The organism is Frateuria terrea (assembly GCF_900115705.1).
GTDB classification, from domain to species: domain Bacteria; phylum Pseudomonadota; class Gammaproteobacteria; order Xanthomonadales; family Rhodanobacteraceae; genus Frateuria_A; species Frateuria_A terrea.
The window spans coordinates 25,330-45,304 of record NZ_FOXL01000011.1 but is presented as its reverse complement, the minus strand read 5'-3'; the positions used below and the strand labels follow the sequence as shown (position 1 = coordinate 45,304).

The following is a 19,975-nucleotide window of genomic DNA, read 5'->3' as shown; positions in this document are numbered from 1 at the left end:
CTTCCGCGGGCGTTCACGACCGTGGCGGCAGTGCTGGATTTTTGTATGACAATCGGACACCCTCGGGAGTGCGCCGGGCAACGGCGCATGGCCAGGCAGAGGGAGTCATCGATGACGGATAGTGCACGGGCGCGCACGCGCGCCATGGCATGGGTCGCGCTGGCGGCCATCATGGCGGCCGCTGCGATGCCGGCCGTGGCGGCATCACCGGACGGGGCAACCACCTGGAGCGGCCTGCGTGCGCCGCTGGCGACATCCTGGACGGCGCAGGTGTCACCGGACAACGCGCTGCCGGAATACCCGCGTCCGCAGCTTGCGCGTCCCTCGTTGGCGCATCCGCGCTGGATGAACCTCAACGGCCTGTGGCAGTACCAGGCGACCGGCGGCGAGGCGAAGCCGGTCTTCGGCAAGGCTCTGGCCGGGCGCATCCTGGTGCCGTTCCCCACCGAATCGGTGCTGTCCGGGGTGCAGAAGCACGCCGACGACATGCTCTACCGCAGGCAGGTCGAGATCCCGGCCGGCTACACCGCTCACGGCGGCCACGTGCGATTGAACTTCGGCGCGGTGGACTACGAAGCGACGGTCTACGTCAACGGCACCAGGGTTGCGCACCACACCGGTGGCTACACGGCATTCGGCGCGGACATCACCCGGGCGCTGCGCAAGAATGGGCCGCAGGAGATCGTCGTGGCCGTGCACGCGCCGGTGGACGGCGCCGACGTGCCGGTCGGCAAGCAGCGCCTGAAGCCCGAGAGCATCTTCTACACCGCCGCATCCGGCATCTGGCAGACGGTATGGCTGGAGCCGGTGCCGGCCACGAGCCTGGCCGCGCTGACCCTGGTGCCGAAGGCGACGCTGGACGGCTTCACGGTCGAGCCGCGCACCGACGGCGATGCACGGGGTGCGACGCTGACCGTCACCGCCTACGCCGACGGCAAGGCGGTCGGCCATGCGAGCGGGCCGGCGGACAAACCGCTGAATCTCGCCATTGCACACCCGCGCACGTGGAGCCCGGACGATCCGTTCCTGTACACCGTGCGCGCGGAACTGCGCCGGGGCGACACCGTCGACCGCGTGGAGAGCTACGCGGGGCTGCGCACCATCGCGGTGAAGAAGGTCGGGGGCCGCAACCGCATCGTGCTCAACGGCAAGCCCACCTTCCTGTTGGCGACGCTGGACCAGGGCTACTGGCCCGATGGCATCTACACCGCGCCCACCGATGCGGCGCTGAAGTTCGACATCCAGAAGACGAAGGACCTGGGCTTCAACACCATCCGCAAGCACATCAAGGTCGAGCCGGCGCGCTGGTACTACTGGACCGATCGCCTCGGCCTGATGGTCTGGCAGGATGCGCCGGCACTGCCCAACGGCCACAACGACAAGCTGAGCGAAGCGGCCCGCGCCAATTTCCGCGCCGAGGTGGCGGCGATGGTCGAACAACTGCGCGGCGTGCCCTCGATCATCGGCTGGATCCCCTTCAACGAAGGCTGGGGCCAGTGGAGCCTGCAGGCCGCGCGCGACGTCGCCGCGCAGGTCAAGCGACTCGATCCCTCGCGCCTGGTCGACGAACGCAGCGGCTACAACTGCTGCGACACCAAGGGCGATCCGGGTGGCGGCGACGTCATCGACGTGCACGACTATCAGGGTCCGGGCACGCCGGAGCCAGACGCCACCCGCGCCGCGATCGACGGCGAGCACGGCGGCCTGACCCTTGGCATTCCCGGGCATGTGTGGCCGGGCACGCCGATCAATCCCTACGGCGCGGTGAAGGATCGTGTCGCGCTCACCGAAGGCTATGTCGCCAACACCGCGGTGTTGCGCGACAAGGGTGTGCCACGCGGGCTGTCCGGCAGCGTCTATACGCAGATCACCGACGTCGAGGGCGAGCACAACGGCCTGTTCACCTACGATCGCAAGATCGAGAAGGCGGACGAGCAGCGCGTGCGCGCGATCAACCGGGCGGTGATCGAGGCCGGTTCCAGGTAGCTCGGACGGGAACGGCGAGCGTCAGCGTGACGCCGTCGTTTTCTGTTCGTCGCGATGTCCTGCCACGCCCGCATCGGCACATGGCCGCGACGGGCGCTTCGCTGCGGCCGTCGCGTGCACGGCCTGAATCGATGCCGCTCGCATGGCGCCTCTCGTCGCGGACCGCATGCGACGGAATACGCGGGACGGACATGGACCAGGGCTCTCCCGGTGAACCCGCCGAGGATTCGTGGTGCGGCATCCGGAACGCTGCCCGACGCGGCAAGCGCGAGCGCGGCGCCGCGAGAGCAGCCGCGCTTCGGCACCATGCGTGCATCGTGGGTCCCGGTCGTCCTCTCCTTCTTTCGGCATCCGTCCTCGCGCCACCAAAACGGGCTCCGCCATACGGCGCCTTTGACGGGCCGTGCACGGGCCAAGCGCGGCAATCCGGCGCTTGGGAAAGCAACCGCGCCCGTCCAAGCGAGGAGACACCATGAGTCTGCGTGGCATCGCGCTGGAGACGCTCAAGCTGCCGACCTTTGCTCCCCTGGCCCGGCATCTCTACGATCGCTTCTTCGAACGCCAGCAAAGGGGCAACCACTACCGCGGCGTGTACGCCAGCCATGCCGAAGCGCTGCGTGCCGTTCCGGCCTGCCTGCGTCACAGCTATGACAACGAAGACGCGGCGGCGCAATACCGCGAGCGTACCTGGCGGCTCACGACGAGCGACTATCCGGTGCTGTACTGGGTGCTCCGGCTCCTGGATGGGGGACAGCGCCGGATCTTCGACCTTGGTGGCCACATCGGCGTGGCGTACTACGCCTTCCAGCGCTTTGGGCCATTCCCTGGCGACCTGCGCTGGAGCGTGAGCGACCTGCCCACGACGATGGCTGCCGGACGGGCCTGGGCCGCCACGCACGATGCATTCGGGCGCCTCGCGTTCGTGGACGACAAGGGCGAAGCCGATGGCCAGGACCTGTTGCTGGTGCTTGGCGCGCTGCAGTATTTCGATTTCGGGTTCGCCGCATGGCTGGCCACCCTGCGGGCGCCGCCGCCCCATCTGATCGTCAGCCTTGCCCCGATGCACCCGTCGCTCGATTTCCATACGCTGCAGAACATGGGTTTCGCCTGCGTGCCTTATCACATCCATGCCCGGCCGGTTTTCCTGCAATCCATGGCTGACCTGGGGTACCGCGCGGTCGATGCATGGTGCAGCGAGGAACGCGAATGCCGCATCCCGTTCGCCCACGACCACGACGTCGAAGGCTACAGCGGCTTCTACCTGCGACGGGATTCCGGGACTTTTCACGAGAGCGCAACTGCGAACGATAAGGCGGGATTCCCGGGGTGACGGCCGGAGCCCGGCCTGTCCATGACCATCGGCGGGCTACACAAACGGCTTGGCTGCGTGCAAAGTCACGCCACCTTTCCATGGCGCCTTTTATGACCCGTCTAGCTTTCCTCCGCGCCACGCTGCTGTCGGCGGCACTGGCCCTGGCCTCCACTGGCGCCATGGCGGCCGATGTGACGCCACCGAAGGACTTCCTCGCCTCGCACATCGACACCTCGGTCGACCCCGGCGTGGATTTCTTCCAGTACGCCAACGGTGCCTGGCTGAAGGCGCACCCGATCCCGGCCTCCGAGGCAGCGTGGGGCATCGGCAACGAGGTGGACGACGAACTGTATGCGCGGCTGCGCGGGATCAGCGAGGCGGCGGCGAAGCGCAAGGCCGCCCCCGGCAGCGACCAGCAGAAGATCGGCGATTTCTGGGTCACCGCCATGGACGTGGCGAAGGCCGATCGTCTGGGGCTGCAGCCGCTGCACTCCGGGCTGGCACGCATCGACGCGATCGCCTCGCCGGCGGGCGTGCTCGACACCGTCTTCGCGCTCAAGCCGATCCGCGTCGGTGCGCTGTTCCGCATCGGCGTCGCGCAGGACGACAAGGACAGCGCGACGATGGCGGTGCAGATCCACCAGGGCGGACTGGGCCTGCCCGAGCGCGACTTCTACTTCAACCCGGAAGCGGGCGTGGCGAAGATCCGCGCCGCCTACGTCGAACACATGGCGCGCACCTTCGTGCTGCTCGGGCGCGACCCGGCCGCGGCCAAGGCGGCGGCCACCCGGGTGATGGCCTTCGAGACGGCACTGGCGAAGGCTTCGCGCAAGCTCGAGGACCTGCGCGATCCGGAGAAGAACTACAACAGGATGGCGCCCGCGGTCTTCACCGCGAAGTACACGCCGTCGATCGACTGGAACGCGCGGCTGGCGGCCTGGGGCCTGCATCCCTCCTACGTGATCGTCGGCCAGCCGGAGTTCTTCGCGGCCGAGGACCGGCTGCTGCGCCAGACGCCGTTGCCGGTGCTCAGGGACTACCTGCGCTACCACCTGGTCGACACCTACGCACCCTTCCTGTCCACCGCGTTCGACCGGGAACACTTCGACTTCCACGGGCGCGTGATGTCCGGCCAGCAGGAACAGCGGCCGCGCTGGAAGCGCGTGATCGACGAGGAAAACGACGCGCTCGGCATGGTGCTCGGCCGCATCTTCGTCAAGGACTATTTCCCGGCCGCTTCCAAGCAGCGCTATGCGGCCATGGTCGAGGCGATCCGCAGCACCTTCCACGACCGCATCGGCCGGGTCGACTGGATGAGCCCCGCGACCCGGGCCAAGGCGCTGGCCAAGCTCGCGGCGGTCACGCCCAAGGTGGGCTATCCGGACAAATGGAAGGACTATTCGGCGCTGGTGATCGGGCGAGACTCGTACGCGGCCAACGGCATGGCGGCCAACCGCTGGTTGTTCCAGGACAACCTGTCCAAGTTCGGCAAGCCGGTCGACCGCACCGAATGGGACATGACCCCGCAGACCTACAACGCCTACTACAACCCCTCGAACAACGAGATCGTGCTGCCGGCGGCGATCTTCATGGTGCCCGGCGTGCCCGACGACCAGGTGGACGACGCGGTCGCCTACGGCTACGTCGCCGCCAGCACGATCGGCCACGAGATCACGCACGGCTTCGACGACCAGGGTCGCCAGTACGACGCGCAGGGCAACCTGTCCAGCTGGTGGACGCCGCAGGATGCCGCCTGCTTCAACACCGCCGCGCAGAAGATGGTCGAGCAGTTCGACGGCTACGAGCCGCTGCCGGGCCTGCACATCAACGGCAAGGCGAGCCTGGGCGAGAACATCGCCGACTACGGTGGCGTACTGCTGGGGCTGGAGGCGTTCGAGAAGACCGCGCAATACAGGAAGGGCGTCAAGATCGGCGGGTTGACGCCGACGCAACGCTACTTCCTCGGCTACGCACTGGGCTGGATGACCCAGCAGCGCCAGCAGCAGTTGCGCCAGCGCCTGCTGTCGGACGTGCATGCCCCGGCGAAGTGGCGCGTACTCGGTCCGATGTCGAACATCCCCGAGTTCTATCAGGCGTTCGGCGTGAAGCAGGGCCAGCCGATGTGGCGTGCGCCGGGCGATCGCGTCCGGATCTGGTAAGGCGGGCGGTAGCGAGTCGGGGTACCAAGGCACGCAATCGGAAGTTGCGCGCCTTTCCCTGCCAAAGCTTTCCGGACTAATGACCCTGGTGATCGTCCCTGTCGTGCCCTGACGGCGGATGGCCGTCGCCGTGATGCGCGTCGGCCCTATGGTCGGTTGGCGCATGGCCGGCGGGCGGGTGGCCGGCGGGGGCGCCGCGCGGCGTCATGGTCGGCGCCGTCGCGGGCGGTCGCTGCGGGTGGGGTTCCAGTGTGCGCGGCATCGGCTGTTCGGTCCGAAGGCGCCGGTCGCCTGGCGCATGGGACGGCGCGTGGCCCGGCGCCGGTCTGGCTTGCCGGTAAGGCTCAGGCGCGGCATGCCGGTCGTCGCGGTCGTGGCCGCCGCGCTCGTCCTCGTGGCGCTGGGGATGCGCCCAGGGGCGGTGGGATGGCGGCGGTGGCGCGTGATGCAGTGGCGGGCGGTGATACCAGCGCTCGCGTTCGCGGTAGAACGGCCGGCTGACGTAGTGGCGATCCCAGTAGGTGACGATCGAGAACGACACGATCGGGATGCCCAGGCGCTCGCCATAGGCAGGGACGAGCACCGGCTGGTCGTCGTACTCGTCCTGGATGAAATTGCCGGCCACCCAGCCGCGCTCGTCGTTGAACACCACGTCGCACCATTCCCAGCCATCCGTGCAACCCTCGATGCCGATGGGTGCGCCCGCCGGAATGATGTCGACCGCCGGATAGTCGATGTCCGGCCCGGCGCGCAGCGTGACGTCGCCGGTGACGTAGCCGTCCGCGGCCAGGGCCTGCGCTGAGATGCCCGCCAGAAGAGCGAGTGCGCCATACCAGGCTGATCGCTTCATGGTTTGTTCTCCTGTGGCAAGTTGGCCGCCCCTGGCTCGGCCAGGCCAGCCTGTTCCCGGTGAGAGGGCGGCGCAAGCGCGTGTGCCGCAGGGGTTTATGCACCATCCAGCGTGGTGGGGCAGGGGTGACGAAAACCCGAAGGCGGGGTCAACCAGGCACGCGGGTGCCCGTCGCACATCACTGGCGCCACAAGCGGGATGGCGAGGGCAGGCACCGGTACCGCACAGCCGGGCATCGCAGGCGCAGCCGGCATGCCTGCGCCAGTGAAACGACAGCATTCGGACGGCCGCGTGCCAGGCATGCAGACCATACTGCCCACTCCCTCACGGAGCCCTCCCATGTTCTTACGCCTTCCGCTTGGCCTTGCGGCGATCTTCGGCTTGATCCTGGGACCGACGGCGACCCGCGCGGCGCAGCCGCCCGGAAAATCCCATGGCATCTCCCGTCAGGAATGGAATGTGCCGCGGAAGCCTTTCCGCATCTACGGCAATACCTGGTACGTGGGTCCGTATGGGCTGTCTTCGCTGGTCGTCGACACAGGCAAGGGGCTGGCGCTCTTCGACGGCGGCCTGCCGGCATCCGCGCCGCTCATCGAGGCGAACATACGCGCGCTCGGGTTCCACGTGCGGGACGTCAAGTGGATCCTCAATTCGCACGCACACGCAGACCATGCCGGCGGTATCGCCGCCTTGCAGCGCGACAGCGGGGCGCAGGTGATCGCGAGCGCCGAGGGCGCGCGTGCGCTGGCGCTTGGCGGAGCCGACCCGGCCGATCCGCAGTACGGCCTGGCCCCTGCCTATCCGCCGGTCGCGCACGTCAGGCCAGTAGGTGACGGCGAAACCCTTCGGCTGGGCGACGTGGCGATCACCGCGCACTACACGCCCGGCCATACGCCCGGCAGCACGTCGTGGACCTGGATCTCGTGCAGTGCAGGGCGCTGCCTGCACATGGTCTATGCGGACAGCCTTACGGCCCTGGGATCGGCCAGCTTCCGCTACAGCGATCATCCGGAGCGCGTGGAGGCTTTCCGCCAGTCGATCGCGACCGTGGCTGCGCTGCCTTGCGACATCCTGCTGACCCCGCATCCCGACGCAAGCGGTTTCTGGGAAAAAGTCGCGCAGCGCAAAGCGGACGCGGGCGGCATGCCGCTGGTCGATGCCGATGGCTGCCGGGCCTATGCCACGGCAGCCACCATCAAGCTGGATGCCACCCTGGCCAGGGAGAAGGCGAAGACGGCCACGCAACCCTAGCTGGCTGGCCCTTCATCGATGACGACCGTTTGCAGGGGTTTATCGGAGGCCCGTGGCCCGGTCCTTTCCGGGAAAAAACGGCCGCCACACGGTCCGCCCGTTCCGGCCATCGATCGCCTCGATCGATGGCCGGAGCGATCTTGATCAACCGCTGGTGGCCTGGCTCGTGAACACCGCCAGTTGCGCAGCGAATGCGCGCTTGTAGGCGGGCCGCGCTTCGCCGCGGGCCAGATAGGCGGCGATGTTCGGATACTCGTTCACGATGCCGGATGCTTTCAGCCGGAGCAATACGCCGATCATCATCAGGTCGCCGGCGCTGAACGCGCCATCGAGCCATTCGGCGTCGCCGAGCCGGATCGAAAGGTCGCCCAGCCGTTGGCGGATGCGCTCCCTGATGAGCGGCAGGCGCTGCTCGGCCCAGGGCTTGTCGCCCTCCTGGAACTTGGCGGTCTGCAGTTCGAGGATCGGAGCCTCGACCGTGTTGAGCGCGGCAAACATCCATGCGATCGCCCGCGCCCGGCCGTTCTCGTCGTCCGGCAACAGGCCGGCATGATGCTGGGCCAGGTGGAGCACGATGGCGCCCGACTCGAACAGCACCAGGTCGCCTTCCTCATAGGTCGGAATCTGCCCGAACGGATGGAGCGCCCGGTGTGCGGGCTCCTTCATGGCCTTGAACGAAACTAGGCGAACCTCGTAGGGCTGGCCCACTTCCTCCAGCGCCCAGCGGACGCGCATGTCGCGCGCGAGTCCCTGGCCGCGATCGGGCGAGTGTTCAAAGGCGGTGATGGTGGGGATCATGGACAAGTCCTGCATGGGAGGGAAAACGGGCGCCAGGTCGCGCGGCGGGCTCGCGGTGCCGCCGCATGGCCGGCGGGCACGGAATCATCCGCGCTGGGCGGCCTCGATCGCGGCGACGTCGATCCTGGTCATGTCCATCATCGCGTCGAACACGCGCTTGGCCGCGGCGCGATCGGCGCCGGTGACGGCGTCCATCAGGACGCGTGGGGTGATCTGCCATGACAGTCCCCACCGGTCCTTGCACCAGCCGCAGGCGCTGGCCTGGCCGCCGCCGTCGATGATCGCGTTCCAGAGCCGGTCGGTTTCGGCCTGGTCGTCCGTCGCCACCTGGAACGAGAACGCCTCGGCATGCTGGACACCGGGGCCGCCGTTCAGGCCCAGGCAGGGGATGCCCATGACCGTGAACTCGACCATCAGGATGTCGCCCTGCTTGCCCGCGGGGTAGTCGCCGGGCGCACGGTGGACGGCGCCCACGGAACTGTCCGGGAAGGTCCTGGCGTAGAATGTCGCGGCGTCCAGGGCGGTGCCGTCGTACCAAAGGCAGACTGTGTTCTTGCTGGTCATGCGGGTTCTCCTGGCTGGGGTGGCGGGGCTGCTTTCATCCTTCGACGGATGGCAGGGGCGCAGATCGACAGGGCGTCGCCGCTGGAGCAGCGCGATCGGGGAGGCGATGAGAGCACACTCTGCTGCTAAGGGCGGGGAGGAGCGGACCGGCACGATCTGGGGGCGTCCAACAGGGTTTATTGCGCACGTAGCGGTACCTCGCGCAAGCATGTGCGGTCGAATCGCCCGGGCGTCTTCGACGCCACGACGGCCGCTCGGCGATCCGCAGGCGTGCCCCCGTCGAAGGATATCCGGCCCCGTCAGCGGCGGGCATGGGTTGCGGCCTATCCGAGCGGCCGCAGTGGGAGGCATTCAGCGCCGCTGTCGCTGATGCATACTCTCAGTACGCCGACGGGGCCCGGCCTCGCGCGGCAACACCCGCCCAACCAGGGGAAGGCAGCATGACCATCCGCCTCGATCACATCATCGTCCCGTCGCGCGACAGGAAGGCCGCGGCCAGGTTGCTCGCGGAGATCCTCGACGTGCCCTGGTCCGAGCAGGCGGGCGCAGGCCCGTTCTGCCCGGTCTACGTGAACGACGAACTCACGCTGGACATGGGCCAGTTCGGCGAACCGTTCGCCGCGCAGCATTACTGCTTCGAGGTCGACGAGGCCAGGTTCGATGCCATCCTTGCCCGTCTGCAGGCCAAGGGCATCGCCTACCGCAGCACGCCGCTCGGATCGGTCGACATGCAGATCAAGTCGCAGATGGGCGGCAGGGGCGTGTACTGGAGCGAGCCGGATGGGCATGTCTGGGAAATGCTGACCGTCAGCTACGCACGCCGGCCCGGGGACTGAGCCTGGCCGCGGAATCGATCGTTCGCGAAGAAAAAAAGGCCGGCGATGCCGGCCTTTTTTCAATCAGCCGGGTGCTACCGGATCGGCGCCATCAGATGCTGGTAGGGCGTGCCTGCCCACATCACGTAGGGCGCGTCGGTCTGCGGGTCGGCGAGCTTGGGGTACTGGTCGTAGAACGCCGTATCGGCGCCGACCACCATCAGATGCGGACCGGTCTTGATCCAGTGCTTGCCCTGCGGTGTTCTGGCGTAGGGATCGGTATTGCTCGCATCGGTGCCGCCTTCGAGCATGTACATCAATCCGACCTGGCCGGAAGGCGGTGTGGCATGGGTAGCCCAGGCGTGTATCCACGCCATGGCCGACTTGTCGGCACACATCGGGTCCTGGCCGGGCGTGGAGGGGGCGTCCGGAATGCAGGTGAAGCCGTTGGTGCCCTGGCGCAGGGTACGCATGCTGCCGTCCGGCTGCATGGCCATGATGGTCGCATGCCGGCCGACGGCGGCGGGGGCGGCGCGCATGGCGCTGGCGATGAGCTTGGCGTCGCTCGCCTTGTTGGGGTGGGCTGCGAGCGCCGTACCGGCGGCGAGCAGCGTGGTGGCAAAGACAAGCGGGGTGATCGAAGTGGGCATGATGGCCTCCCGCAGCGACTGGCGCAGTCACCCCGTCTTCCCGGCGGGAGCCTGCGCTCCGGCCGGTTATCGCAGGATCAAACGCAGGTTAGGGGAAAGCGTTTCCTGCGGGCCTGGAAAATGGCCGGCGCCTCGATCGACTCGCTGACAGGCAGCCGGCCGGCGCAGGTTGCCTCGCAATTTGCGCGCAGCATGGCCGGCGGCGGTAACGAAGTCGGCAGACAATCTGTATAGAGTGCGCTCGCCGGTCTGTCGAAAGCGGGTGCCCGCCAACGTCGGGACCATGGTTCCTCTTCACACCGGGAGGAGCCGGAACCTTCGCCCGATCGAGGAAATGAACATGGGTACCGTCAACCTGCACCGTGTCCTGCGCACGACCCCCGAGCGCCTCTACCGTGCGTTCGTCGATCCGGAAGCCCTGGCCAAGTGGCTGCCGCCGAACGGATTCACCGCCAAGGTCCACCACTTGGATGCGAGGGTGGGCGGCGGTTTCCGGATGTCGTTCACCAACTTCTCGTCGGGCAGGAGCCATGCCTTCGGCGGCAGCTACCTCGAACTGCAACCGGGCGAGCGGCTCCGCTACACCGATACCTTCGACGACCCCAACCTGCCCGGCGAGATGGTCACCACCGTCACGCTGGCGAAGGTCTCCTGCGGCACGGAGTTGACGGTGGTGCAGGAGGGCATCCCCGCCATGATCCCGACCGAGGCCTGCTACCTGGGCTGGCAGGAATCGCTGGTACTGCTGGCCAAGCTGGTCGAAGCGGAGATTCCCGACTGAGGAAGTGGCCCTCGCGCACCGTGGCGACCGATGCCATGCTGCGTCGATGACCCTCGCGAACGACATCCGTGCCAGGCTCGCCCGCTTGGACCGCGACAGCGCACTCGATGCGCCGGAACAATGGCGCGCGCGCGCCGAAGCGCTCGAATGGATCGAGAGCGCCTGGCCGCAACTGGCGGCAGGCGCCGTTGCGCCGGCGCTACGCTCGCGGCTGGAATGTGCCGATGGCAGGCTGCACCGGCGCCTTCGCGCGGTGGTCCGCGCTGGGCAAGGCCAGGTGCTCTTCGAGCGCTGGCGGCAGGAACGGGCCGCGACCGCGCGCGCCATCGAGGGCGAGGGCTACGACGCGCTGGACGAACTGGTCGCCGGCGTTTTGCAACTGGACGACCCCGGCACCGAGCTGCTGCCGCTCGCGCCCGAGATGGTGTTCTACCAGCCGACCCCGGCGCGGCACGTGCTGGACATGCTCGCACGCTCCGCGCTCGGTCCCCGGGACGTGCTGGTCGACCTGGGCTCCGGGCTGGGCCACGTGCCGATGCTGGCGGCGCTCTGTACCGGCGCACGTGCGGTCGGCGTGGAATGGCAGCCGGCCTATGTCGCTTGCGCACGGCGCGCAGCGCGCGCGCTCGGCCTGGACGGCGTGCATTTCGTCGCCGCAGACGCGCGCGATGCCGACCTGTCCGAGGGCACGCTGTTCTTCCTCTACACCCCGTTCGGAGGGAACCTGTTGCGTGGGGTGCTGGACGCATTGCACGCGCAGGCAATTCGGCGGCCGATCCGGCTGTGCACCTTTGGCCCGTGCAGCCGTATCGTTGCCGGCGAAACCTGGCTGCGCGCGGATGGACCGCTGGCGCCCGACCGGGCGGTGGTATTCGACGCAGTGGTCCCATGAAGTCGCGGAGGTTTCGATGAAGAGTCCACGTTGGGCAACGGCGTTCGCATTGCTGCTGGTGCTGCTCGCAGGGCCACCGCACGCGATGGCGGCGACCGATGACGCCGCCGCGATCCGCCAGGCCATGGCCGCGCAACAGGCGGCCTGGAATCGCGGCGAGGTAGGCACGTTCATGCAGACCTACAAGGATGCGCCGGACACCACCTTCGTCGGCAGCACGGTGCGCAAGGGCTACCGGGCGATCCTGGAAAGCTATCGCCGGCACTACGCCACCCGCGCGCAGATGGGGCGGCTGACCTTCTCGGACGTCGAGGTGCGGTTGTTGCCCGGCACGGACGGCAAGGTGCGCTATGCGGTGGTCACCGGGCGCTTCCACCTCGACCGAAGCGCGCACGGCGAGGCCGCGCAGGATGACGGCGTCTATTCACTGCTGTGGGAAAAGACCGCCGCGGGCTGGAAGATCATCCTGGATCACACCAGCTGAGCGTCCGCGCGTGAGGCGCCGTGGCGCGCCTCACGCGCGGCGATCGAGCCGGTACACGTCGGTCGCCAGCGCGCTCAGGCCGCGCGCGGCCAGCCCCGGCTGCTCGGCCAGGATGTCCCGATGCTCCAGTGTCGCGATGCGCCAGCCGGATGCGAACAACCGCTCGACCTCGGCCCGCGGCACCGTGAACGGCGGGCCCTCCATGTCGCCGGCAGGATAGTCGAGCGTGATCAGCAGGCCGCGGCACGCCGCCGGCAGGCGCGCGTAGACGGATCGGACGTATTGCCTGCGCATCGCTGGCGGCAGCGCGATCAGCGCGGCGCGGTCGTAGATGCCCATGCAACCGGCGAGGGTGGCGTCGTCGAGGTCGAACACGTTGCCCTGGATCATTTCGATGTCGCCTGCCACGTAGTGCTCGCCACAGGCCGACACGTGGCGCCTGGGTTCGAGCCCGTGCTCGTCGAAGAACGCCTGCACCGCCAGTGGCGACAGCTCCACGCCGAGCACGCGCAGCCCCTGTGCGGCGAGCCAGGCCATGTCCAGCGTCTTGCCGGCCAATGGCACCAGTACACGGGTGCCGCGGGGCAGGCGCAGTGCCGGCCAGTGCTTCTCCAGCAGCGGCATGACCTCCGCACGATGGAAGCCGGTGCGGCCTTCGCGCCAGCATTCGAGCCAGTAGCTTGCGTCCATGGTGCGGGTCCTCTGGCGGCAGCAACCGGTGCGGCTGCCCAGCTTGCGGTACGCCGAGCGATCAGGCTGGGCCATGGAAGGTACCAGCGTGCCCGTCGCGCGCAAGCGCTGGGGCTGGGGCGGCGCGTGCTTTTTGCTCTTATCCTGCAGATCGACGGCATGGACCGGCATTTCCACCGTGACCGTCGCACTCAACGCAAGCCAAGGAGAGAACTGCAATGAACGAGGAGAAGTATTTCGGTGTCGTCGCCCGTGGCCGGGTGCTGGCTGTGATGGCTGCCGCAGGCCTGTTTGCCGCGCTCGGACCGACGACCGCGCGGGCCCAGGAAACCGGCGGCGCCATCTTCGGCTGGGCACCGGCCGGCCAGACCGTCACCGTCAAGGGAGTGACCTCGGGCACGCACCGGCGTACCACGGTCAAGGACAACGGCCACTACTCCGTCGACCGCCTGCCGCTGGGGACTTATACGGTCACGCTGGAGAAGGACGGCAAGGCGGTCGATACCCGGTCGAACATCGGCCTCAAGGTGGGTCGCGGCGCGGAAGTGGATTTCGGTTGTCCAGACGACCACTGTGAAAAACGCGAAGGTTGAGGTGAAACGCGGAGGCCGCCCATCGGCGGCCTTGCGCATCCTTCGTCCATCGGCCAAGCAAGGCATGGCATGCTGGCCCGCGGCCATCGAGGAACCCTTGCCATGGCGTTACCCAAGCATGCCCTCGTCCTGCTCGCCTGCCTGCTCGCCTGCCTGCTCGCCGCCACGGCTGCCGCCGCCAGGGCAGGGCACTACCGCGTGGTGGGTTACGCCAGCGACTGGAACGCCACCGACGCGCGCACGCTCGATCGGATCGACACACTTATCTTCGCCTTTGCGCACCTGGAGCAGGGACGGGTCGTCGTGGCCGCCAAGGCGGAGCCGCGACTCGAGCGCGTCCTGGCGCTCAAGCGGACCAAGCCGTCGCTCAAGGTGATGATCGCGGTCGGCGGCTGGACCGCGGGCGGCTTCTCCGAGGCGGCCGCGAGCGCCGACGGCCGCGAAGCCTTCGCGCAGAGCGCGGCAGGCCTGGTCGCCTCGCGCGGAGCCGACGGACTGGACGTGGACTGGGAATATCCCGGCCACAGCGAATCGGGCATCGCGTCCAGCCCGGCCGACCGCGCCAACTTCACCCTGCTGCTGAAGGCACTGCGCAAGGCGCTCGACGCCGAGTCGAAGAAGGTCGGCCGGCACTACGCGATCAGCATCGCCGTGGCCGACGGCCCCTTCGTGGATGGCATCGACATCGCCGCGGTGGCGCCGCTGGTGGATTGGTTCAACCTGATGACCTACGACTTCGTCAACCGCATGACGCCCGCCACCGGCCACCATACCGGGCTGTACCGCTCGCGCCTGGCACCGGGCGATGCACGCAGCGGGGATGGCGCGGTCCGCCAGTTCCGCGCCGCCGGCGTGCCGGCGGGCAAGTTGCTGCTCGGCGTCGCGTTCTATGGACGCGAGTTCGACGACGTGCAGGCGGCTCACGACGGTCTCTACCAGCCCTATGGCCTCTACCAGGGCGAGCACCCGTGGCCGCTGCTCAAGCGCGACTACCTCGGCCACGCCGGCTTCGTGCGCCACTGGGACGCGAAGGCCCGCGCGCCCTGGCTGTGGAACCCGGACACGCGTGCCTTCATCACCTACGACGACCCGCGCTCGATCAAGGCGAAGACCGCCTACGTGAAAAAGCACAAGCTCGGTGGCCTGATGTACTGGGAGCAGACCCTCGATCCCGATGGCGAGCTGGTGGATGCCATCTGGGAAGGGCTGCACTGACCGGGCGGGCGCGCCAGGACTCAACGGCCAGGTGCGCTATCGACCGTTCGCTGAGGTTAGGCCACAGGCCGAAGTCGAAGCGTCCCTCAAACCGCAAGACCGAGCCCCCTCCCTTCCGGAGAGGGGTGCGGACAGGCGGGGGAGGGTTCGGGCCGGAGCGAGGCGTAAGGCGACACCGGACCCCCGACCCATCTCCTGCCTCAAGTGAACGGACCTCAGTGGCGCACCGGATTCCCTGGCTCGCCCATGTCCTGCACGATGTCGCGCGCCTTGTCGGTGCCGCTGTGCACCGCCTCCCTGGCCTGGTCGGCGAGCTGATCGCTGGCCTTGCCCATCAGGCGGTTCTCCGGCTCGGTCGCCGGCAACGCGGCGCCGAGCAGGGCGCCGACGGCGATGCCGATGGCACCCAGCGCCAGCGGGTTGTCGTGCAGCAGGTGGTTGTAGCCCTGCACGGCGCGGTCCTTCTGCTGCAGCAGCGAATCGCGGGCTCCGTGCGCGGTGTCGGCCATCCGCGAGGCGGCATCGGCGACACGGGAACTGGCCTGGCTCCACGTGCCCGACGCGGTATCGGAGACCTCCGCGCCCAGCTCGCGTGCACGATCCATCATGCCCTGTCCATCGCCGCTGTCCGCGCCGCTCCAACCGCCGCGGTCGATGCCGGGCGTCGGCGCCGGCTCGTTGCGGCTGGCGTAGAGCCAGAGCAGTCCGACGGAGGCCAGCAGCGCCGGCACCGGATTGGCCTTCACCGCGTTGCCCACGTTCAGCGCGAACTCGCGCCCGTTGCCTTTGCCGAAGTGCACCATGCGGTCGAACAGCTGCCCCGGCGAGAGCTTGTTCTCCAGCGCATCGACGATGTGGTTGATGTCCGCACGCTGCTGGTCGATCTCGCGCTCCAGGCGCGCGGGATCCTTGTGCGATTCGGCCTCGATACGATCGGCGGTGCTCATGGCGTCCTCCCGCGGATGGCGTCGGCATCCTTGTGCAGTGAATGGAGGGTGTGGTCGGGCTTGAGCGACCCGGGCTCGAACTGCTTCTTGCCGGCGCTGACCATGATCCAGCCCACGATCAAGGCGGCCGCGCCGACGATCAGCGCGGACAGCCACGCAGGCAGCACGGTGGCCAGGCCGTACACGCCAGCCATCAGGAGGATCACCAACCCGGCCAGCATCACCGCGCCGCCGGTGGCCACGGCTGCGACGCCGGCCTTGGTGGCACGCAGGTTCTCGCGCATCTCGGCCTTGGCCAGCGCGAGCTCTTTGGTGAACAGCATCGGGATCTCGTGCGCCAGTTGCCGGAGAAGACCGCCGATGGAGTTGTCGTCCTCGCGCGTGGAGGACACGGCCCGCAGAGGCCGGCCGTCGAAGTTTTGCGGTTGTTCGTACGACTTGCTCATGGTTGCTTGCTCCCGCTGAAAGTCTCGGTGGACGAGGGCACGTCGGTTCGGCCGGCAGTCGCGTCGCTCGCGGCGGCCCCGGCGCGAGCGGAAATGGCGTCGGCGGTGGAAGCGGACGGCCCCGGCGAGGCGGCAACGGCACCGGCCAGCCCATCGGGTGCGGTGGTGTCGATGGTCTCATTGCCAGTGGCGGGCCGCGCGGTGGTGCCCGGCACGGCCGAGTCGTCGCCGGTCCAGCGGGTGTGTGCCGCGTGCGTGCTCGTGGGCAAGCGCTCATCGCTGGCTGTTTCCTGCGGCGCCGAGGCGCGCGCGAAACGGGCGATGCCGAAGCCGATCGCAATGCTGCCGGCGATGAACAAGGTCGGGTTCTCGCGCGCCACGCGCCGTACGTCGTGCAGGATCTGGTCGGCGCTCTTTTCGCGCAATCCGTCGGACAGGCGGCGCAGGCTTAGGGCCATGGCGGACACCTGCCCCGACAACTGCGCGACGTCGTCGTCGCGCATCTCTGCTGCCGCCGCCTTCACGCTGTCGGCAAGCGTATCGACCTTGTCGGCGGCCACGTTGCGGTAGTGCTGTACCTGTTCCTGGCCTTCGGCTCGCGCCTTGTCGGCGAGATCGTCGGCGCCGCCGTGCGCGTGCGTGGGGCCCGGCGAGCCCGTGGCCTTGTCGCGGGCGGACGGACGATAGCTGCTGTCCTGGGGTGTGTTCATCTGCGCCTCCTCGGGGTCGGACCGGCCGCTGCCTTGCGTGGGTTGTCCTGGTCATCCGCCGGGCCCGATGCCGGGCAATTTCGTGCGGGCACACCGGCCACCTGGCCGCACGGCGGGCAACGGGGTGTGCGCGTTTGGACGTCTATCCGGCGAGCGCCCGACGGTACGACAGGATCGCTCATTGGCGATGACAGGCCCGTCTAAAAGCGCAAGAGTTTCCGTCACGCCCCGATCCGGACGCGGGTGCGAAAAGGCAGGCGCCTGGCAGGCAGGCAGGCGCTTGCCACCCGCCGCGCGATCGACCCGCTTGTACGTTCCGGCACTTCCAAGCCAGCTCCACTGGAGCCCCCCAGTGGCGTACCGGTCGGGCAGCGTGCCCGCTACTTCTCCACCAGCGCCTTGAGCCGGGCCAGCCGCGCGTCCCACTGGCCGGAAACCCAGTCGATGTAGCGGCGCAGTTCCCCGATGGGCGCCGGTTCCAGTGCGTACAGCCGTTCGCGGCCGGCGCGCTCCTGCCGCACGATGCGTGCGTCTTCGAGGACGCGCAGGTGCTTGGTGATCGCCTGCCGCGTCACCGGATGGCCTGCGCTGAGCTGGGCGATGGAGCGGCGCGAGCCGTCGCTGAGGCGGTTGACCAGCGCGAGCCGCGTTGGATCGCCCAGCGCGGCGAACACTACGGCGGCGCGCGCCGGCGTCGGCGGCGGGCGCGGGCGAGCCCGCGCGATCAAGGCGCGGTCTCCTCGACGTAGCGGCGGATGTTTTCCATCTGCTGGGTCCAGCCACCCTCATTCATGCGGAAGGCCTCGTCCCGGCGGTCGGCCGGAATGCGCTCGAAGCCGGACTCGGTCAGGATCAGCAGCGTGCCCCCGCCGTGCGGTTCGAGGCGGAACTCGATCAGCGTCTGCGGCTCGTCGGAGTAGTCCACGTCCGCCTCCACGGCATACGGGTGCCAGCTCAGCGAGAACAGGCGCTCGGGCACCATCTGCCGTACCACCGCGCGCCAGGTGACGTGTTCGTAGCCGGGGTGGGTGATGCGGCCGACGGCTTCCTCGCCGGGTTCGAACGGTGCTTGCAGCTTCACCTGGAACCAGGCGCCGAACTGCTCGTACTCGGTCAGGGCGCGCCATACGCGCGACACCGGGGCCTTCAACGTGATGCGCTTTTCGATGCGGTCGTTCATATGCCACCTCCTGGTTGCATGTCAGGTTGGGCCGATGGCTGCAAAAAAGCAACCTTTAGGTTACTTTTTGGGGGCGTGTCCCGTAGGCAAGGGTATCGGCGGGGCGCCCGCAGGACATGCCGCATACGAAGGCGCGTTACGGCGGCTTCTTGGTAAAGTCGCGCCGATCGTCTTTTGCGAGGGCAGGGATGAACGCCAGCACCCTTCCGCACCGACGCCGGCCAGCGCATGCTTGGGGCATGGAAGCATGCGCATCGACCACATCACGGCTGCAGTCATGATGGGCAAGGGACGGCTGGAAGCCTTCAGCGACGGCGTGATCGCCATCATCATCACCATCATGGTGCTGGAGTTGAAGGTGCCGCACGGCAGCACGCCGGCGGCGCTCGCACCCCTGCTGCCGGTGCTGCTCAGTTACGTGCTGAGCTTCGTCTACGTGGGGATCTACTGGAACAATCACCACCACATGCTCGCGGCGTGCCGCCGCGTCTCCGGCGCTGCGCTGTGGGCGAATCTGCACCTGCTGTTCTGGCTTTCGCTGTTTCCGTTCGCCACCGCCTGGATGGGCGAAAACCATTTCGCCGCGGCGCCCACCGCCGCCTACGGCGTCGTGCTGCTGATGGCGGCGCTGGCGTATTGGCTGCTGCAGCGGACGCTGATCGGCCTGCAGGGCGGGGCCTCCGTGCTCCGGCGCGCGATCGGCAGCGACTGGAAGGGCAAGCTGTCGCCCGTGGTGTATGCGCTGGGCATCGTGTCCACCCTCTGGGCTGCCTGGATCGCGCAGGCGCTGTACGCGGCGGTCGCCGTGATGTGGCTGGTGCCCGACCGGCGGATCGAGGGCGCGCTCGGCGACCGCGGCGCCACGCCATAGGCGCCGCGGCCCGCGTCGATCACCGGCAGCCGGCTCAGCACCATCGCCTTCCGGGTGTTCTTCTTGGCGGCCATCGCCTTGCCGGCGGCACCGGCGTCCGGGTCGCGGACGCGGAGCTCCCGCGAGCCGGACGGCTAGCGCGCTGGATGAACACCGCGGCGGGGCCAGCTGGCCCGCCGCGGCGAACGCGACCGTCTAGCCGAGCGACACGACCGGGACGAAGCCGCCGAAGATCATCCGCTTGCCGTCGAATGGCATCGGGGTGTCGGGACCAACGCGCGGGTCGTCCATGATCTTCTTCATGCCGGCGTCGCGGGTGGCCTTGTCCGGCCATTCGATCCATGAGAAGGCCACCGTCTCCTCCGCCGTGGCCTGCACGGCGCGTCGGAAGTCGGTGAGCTTGCCCTCGGGCACGTCGTCGCCCCAGCACTCGCAGATGCGGGTCGCGCCGAACTCGAGAAACATCTGGTCGAAATGCTTGGCGTGGTCGATGAACTGCTGCTTGTTGGCCGTGGGCACGGCGATGACGAACCCGTCGATGTAAGCCATGGCGTTCTCCTTCGAAGGCAAACCACAGAAGCCTGACTTGCGCCGCCCGCGATGGCGGGTGCGGCAGGATGCCAGTCTTCCAGGGGCTACCGCATGCACGTGGATGAGGAAGGCGCCGGCCGGCGTCTTCCTGACACCGACGAGCGGCGACGACGGGAATCGACACACGGATCGGTCGCCGTTCTCCGGTGTCCGGAGCTGTGCGTTATTCATCGAAATTCCCGCTCTCGCC

The 19,975-nt window shown here is 68.5% G+C and carries 22 protein-coding genes; 11 read left to right on the top strand and 11 right to left on the bottom strand.

Going from position 1 to position 19,975, the window contains the following annotated elements:
* Positions 1-111: 111 nt before the first annotated feature.
* The 3 genes from BMZ38_RS16575 (at position 112) to BMZ38_RS16565 (ending at position 5,457) form a co-directional block, all read left to right on the top strand.
* Complete coding sequence (locus BMZ38_RS16575; RefSeq protein ID WP_175483818.1) at positions 112-1,986, top strand: glycoside hydrolase family 2 protein; 1,875 nt, start codon at positions 112-114, stop codon at positions 1,984-1,986.
* A 472-nt stretch (positions 1,987-2,458) separates the two neighbouring features.
* Complete coding sequence (locus tag BMZ38_RS16570) at positions 2,459-3,316, top strand: methyltransferase, TIGR04325 family (RefSeq protein WP_091340353.1); 858 nt, start codon at positions 2,459-2,461, stop codon at positions 3,314-3,316.
* A 92-nt stretch (positions 3,317-3,408) separates the two neighbouring features.
* Positions 3,409-5,457 carry a M13 family metallopeptidase gene (locus tag BMZ38_RS16565; protein ID WP_245747340.1) on the top strand — a complete coding sequence of 683 codons (2,049 nt, stop codon included), beginning with the start codon at positions 3,409-3,411 and terminating at the stop codon, positions 5,455-5,457.
* Positions 5,458-5,533: 76 nt separating this feature from the next.
* Here BMZ38_RS16565 and BMZ38_RS16560 read toward each other — a convergent pair whose 3' ends face one another.
* Positions 5,534-6,307: an SH3 domain-containing protein gene (locus tag BMZ38_RS16560; RefSeq protein WP_175483817.1), complete on the bottom strand. Its 774-nt coding sequence runs from the start codon at positions 6,305-6,307 to the stop codon at positions 5,534-5,536.
* Positions 6,308-6,646: 339 nt separating this feature from the next.
* Here BMZ38_RS16560 and bla point away from each other — a divergent pair, with 339 nt between their 5' ends.
* Positions 6,647-7,558 carry a subclass B3 metallo-beta-lactamase gene (gene bla, locus BMZ38_RS16555; protein WP_091340344.1) on the top strand — a complete coding sequence of 304 codons (912 nt, stop codon included), beginning with the start codon at positions 6,647-6,649 and terminating at the stop codon, positions 7,556-7,558.
* A gap of 144 nt (positions 7,559-7,702) precedes the next feature.
* Here bla and BMZ38_RS16550 read toward each other — a convergent pair whose 3' ends face one another.
* Both BMZ38_RS16550 and BMZ38_RS16545 read right to left on the bottom strand, forming a co-directional pair.
* On the bottom strand, positions 7,703-8,356 hold the full coding sequence (locus BMZ38_RS16550) for a glutathione S-transferase family protein (RefSeq protein WP_091340342.1): 654 nt from the start codon (positions 8,354-8,356) through the stop codon (positions 7,703-7,705).
* Positions 8,357-8,440: 84 nt separating this feature from the next.
* On the bottom strand, positions 8,441-8,920 hold the full coding sequence (locus BMZ38_RS16545; protein ID WP_091340339.1) for a VOC family protein: 480 nt from the start codon (positions 8,918-8,920) through the stop codon (positions 8,441-8,443).
* A 440-nt stretch (positions 8,921-9,360) separates the two neighbouring features.
* On the opposite strand from BMZ38_RS16545, the gene BMZ38_RS16540 reads away from it, so the two are divergent.
* On the top strand, positions 9,361-9,756 hold the full coding sequence (locus BMZ38_RS16540; protein ID WP_091340336.1) for a VOC family protein: 396 nt from the start codon (positions 9,361-9,363) through the stop codon (positions 9,754-9,756).
* A 74-nt stretch (positions 9,757-9,830) separates the two neighbouring features.
* Here BMZ38_RS16540 and BMZ38_RS16535 read toward each other — a convergent pair whose 3' ends face one another.
* On the bottom strand, positions 9,831-10,385 hold the full coding sequence (locus BMZ38_RS16535) for a hypothetical protein (RefSeq protein WP_245747339.1): 555 nt from the start codon (positions 10,383-10,385) through the stop codon (positions 9,831-9,833).
* Positions 10,386-10,719: 334 nt separating this feature from the next.
* Here BMZ38_RS16535 and BMZ38_RS16530 point away from each other — a divergent pair, with 334 nt between their 5' ends.
* Genes BMZ38_RS16530 through BMZ38_RS16520 form a run of 3 tightly spaced genes read left to right on the top strand, consistent with a single transcriptional unit; the run spans position 10,720 to position 12,542 of the window.
* A complete protein-coding gene (locus tag BMZ38_RS16530; RefSeq protein WP_091340334.1) occupies positions 10,720-11,166 on the top strand; it encodes an SRPBCC family protein in 447 nt (148 codons plus the stop codon).
* Positions 11,167-11,212: 46 nt separating this feature from the next.
* On the top strand, positions 11,213-12,058 hold the full coding sequence (locus tag BMZ38_RS16525; RefSeq protein WP_091340331.1) for a hypothetical protein: 846 nt from the start codon (positions 11,213-11,215) through the stop codon (positions 12,056-12,058).
* 16 nt (positions 12,059-12,074) lie between these two features.
* Complete coding sequence (locus tag BMZ38_RS16520) at positions 12,075-12,542, top strand: YybH family protein (RefSeq protein ID WP_091340327.1); 468 nt, start codon at positions 12,075-12,077, stop codon at positions 12,540-12,542.
* Positions 12,543-12,572: 30 nt separating this feature from the next.
* On the opposite strand, the gene BMZ38_RS16515 is transcribed toward BMZ38_RS16520, so the two are convergent.
* Positions 12,573-13,232, bottom strand: coding sequence for a thiopurine S-methyltransferase (locus BMZ38_RS16515; protein WP_091340472.1), 660 nt, complete (start codon positions 13,230-13,232; stop codon positions 12,573-12,575).
* Between the two features lie 218 nt (positions 13,233-13,450).
* Between BMZ38_RS16515 and BMZ38_RS16510 the strand changes: the two genes are divergently transcribed.
* Together BMZ38_RS16510 and BMZ38_RS16505 are read left to right on the top strand one after the other, a co-directional pair.
* On the top strand, positions 13,451-13,825 hold the full coding sequence (locus tag BMZ38_RS16510) for a carboxypeptidase-like regulatory domain-containing protein (protein WP_245747338.1): 375 nt from the start codon (positions 13,451-13,453) through the stop codon (positions 13,823-13,825).
* A gap of 102 nt (positions 13,826-13,927) precedes the next feature.
* Positions 13,928-15,040 (top strand): glycoside hydrolase family 18 protein, encoded by a 1,113-nt coding sequence (locus BMZ38_RS16505; RefSeq protein ID WP_245747337.1) that lies wholly within the window; start codon positions 13,928-13,930, stop codon positions 15,038-15,040.
* A 215-nt stretch (positions 15,041-15,255) separates the two neighbouring features.
* Here the strand turns inward: BMZ38_RS16505 and BMZ38_RS16500 are convergent, their stop codons facing one another.
* From BMZ38_RS16500 to BMZ38_RS16480, 5 genes are all read right to left on the bottom strand, one after another.
* Positions 15,256-15,987, bottom strand: coding sequence for a DUF3618 domain-containing protein (locus tag BMZ38_RS16500; protein ID WP_091340317.1), 732 nt, complete (start codon positions 15,985-15,987; stop codon positions 15,256-15,258).
* Entirely contained in the window at positions 15,984-16,433 is a 450-nt protein-coding gene (locus BMZ38_RS16495) for a phage holin family protein (protein ID WP_091340313.1), read from the bottom strand. Before BMZ38_RS16495 ends, BMZ38_RS16500 begins: the two co-directional genes overlap by 4 nt.
* Complete coding sequence (locus BMZ38_RS16490) at positions 16,430-17,143, bottom strand: hypothetical protein (RefSeq protein WP_091340309.1); 714 nt, start codon at positions 17,141-17,143, stop codon at positions 16,430-16,432. Before BMZ38_RS16490 ends, BMZ38_RS16495 begins: the two co-directional genes overlap by 4 nt.
* 380 nt (positions 17,144-17,523) lie before the next feature.
* Complete coding sequence (locus BMZ38_RS16485) at positions 17,524-17,871, bottom strand: ArsR/SmtB family transcription factor (RefSeq protein ID WP_091340306.1); 348 nt, start codon at positions 17,869-17,871, stop codon at positions 17,524-17,526.
* Positions 17,868-18,323, bottom strand: a complete 456-nt coding sequence (locus BMZ38_RS16480) for an SRPBCC family protein (protein WP_091340304.1) — start codon at positions 18,321-18,323, stop codon at positions 17,868-17,870. Before BMZ38_RS16480 ends, BMZ38_RS16485 begins: the two co-directional genes overlap by 4 nt.
* A 247-nt stretch (positions 18,324-18,570) precedes the next feature.
* Here BMZ38_RS16480 and BMZ38_RS16475 point away from each other — a divergent pair, with 247 nt between their 5' ends.
* A complete protein-coding gene (locus tag BMZ38_RS16475; protein ID WP_245747336.1) occupies positions 18,571-19,194 on the top strand; it encodes a TMEM175 family protein in 624 nt (207 codons plus the stop codon).
* Between the two features lie 195 nt (positions 19,195-19,389).
* Here the strand turns inward: BMZ38_RS16475 and BMZ38_RS16470 are convergent, their stop codons facing one another.
* Positions 19,390-19,743 (bottom strand): DUF1428 domain-containing protein, encoded by a 354-nt coding sequence (locus tag BMZ38_RS16470; RefSeq protein WP_091340301.1) that lies wholly within the window; start codon positions 19,741-19,743, stop codon positions 19,390-19,392.
* Positions 19,744-19,975 lie beyond the last annotated feature (232 nt).

Excerpts from the sequence above, each read along its gene's own strand:
- BMZ38_RS16575 (WP_175483818.1), top strand. The coding sequence starts at position 112 with ATGACGGATAGTGCACGGGCGCGCACGCGCGCCATGGCATGGGTCGCG.
- BMZ38_RS16570 (WP_091340353.1), top strand. The coding sequence starts at position 2,459 with ATGAGTCTGCGTGGCATCGCGCTGGAGACGCTCAAGCTGCCGACCTTT.
- BMZ38_RS16565 (WP_245747340.1), top strand. The coding sequence starts at position 3,409 with ATGACCCGTCTAGCTTTCCTCCGCGCCACGCTGCTGTCGGCGGCACTG.
- BMZ38_RS16560 (WP_175483817.1), bottom strand. The coding sequence starts at position 6,307 with ATGAAGCGATCAGCCTGGTATGGCGCACTCGCTCTTCTGGCGGGCATC.
- bla (WP_091340344.1), top strand. The coding sequence starts at position 6,647 with ATGTTCTTACGCCTTCCGCTTGGCCTTGCGGCGATCTTCGGCTTGATC.
- BMZ38_RS16550 (WP_091340342.1), bottom strand. The coding sequence starts at position 8,356 with ATGATCCCCACCATCACCGCCTTTGAACACTCGCCCGATCGCGGCCAG.
- BMZ38_RS16545 (WP_091340339.1), bottom strand. The coding sequence starts at position 8,920 with ATGACCAGCAAGAACACAGTCTGCCTTTGGTACGACGGCACCGCCCTG.
- BMZ38_RS16540 (WP_091340336.1), top strand. The coding sequence starts at position 9,361 with ATGACCATCCGCCTCGATCACATCATCGTCCCGTCGCGCGACAGGAAG.
- BMZ38_RS16535 (WP_245747339.1), bottom strand. The coding sequence starts at position 10,385 with ATGCCCACTTCGATCACCCCGCTTGTCTTTGCCACCACGCTGCTCGCC.
- BMZ38_RS16530 (WP_091340334.1), top strand. The coding sequence starts at position 10,720 with ATGAACATGGGTACCGTCAACCTGCACCGTGTCCTGCGCACGACCCCC.
- BMZ38_RS16525 (WP_091340331.1), top strand. The coding sequence starts at position 11,213 with ATGACCCTCGCGAACGACATCCGTGCCAGGCTCGCCCGCTTGGACCGC.
- BMZ38_RS16520 (WP_091340327.1), top strand. The coding sequence starts at position 12,075 with ATGAAGAGTCCACGTTGGGCAACGGCGTTCGCATTGCTGCTGGTGCTG.
- BMZ38_RS16515 (WP_091340472.1), bottom strand. The coding sequence starts at position 13,232 with ATGGACGCAAGCTACTGGCTCGAATGCTGGCGCGAAGGCCGCACCGGC.
- BMZ38_RS16510 (WP_245747338.1), top strand. The coding sequence starts at position 13,451 with ATGAACGAGGAGAAGTATTTCGGTGTCGTCGCCCGTGGCCGGGTGCTG.
- BMZ38_RS16505 (WP_245747337.1), top strand. The coding sequence starts at position 13,928 with ATGGCGTTACCCAAGCATGCCCTCGTCCTGCTCGCCTGCCTGCTCGCC.
- BMZ38_RS16500 (WP_091340317.1), bottom strand. The coding sequence starts at position 15,987 with ATGAGCACCGCCGATCGTATCGAGGCCGAATCGCACAAGGATCCCGCG.
- BMZ38_RS16495 (WP_091340313.1), bottom strand. The coding sequence starts at position 16,433 with ATGAGCAAGTCGTACGAACAACCGCAAAACTTCGACGGCCGGCCTCTG.
- BMZ38_RS16490 (WP_091340309.1), bottom strand. The coding sequence starts at position 17,143 with ATGAACACACCCCAGGACAGCAGCTATCGTCCGTCCGCCCGCGACAAG.
- BMZ38_RS16480 (WP_091340304.1), bottom strand. The coding sequence starts at position 18,323 with ATGAACGACCGCATCGAAAAGCGCATCACGTTGAAGGCCCCGGTGTCG.
- BMZ38_RS16475 (WP_245747336.1), top strand. The coding sequence starts at position 18,571 with ATGCGCATCGACCACATCACGGCTGCAGTCATGATGGGCAAGGGACGG.
- BMZ38_RS16470 (WP_091340301.1), bottom strand. The coding sequence starts at position 19,743 with ATGGCTTACATCGACGGGTTCGTCATCGCCGTGCCCACGGCCAACAAG.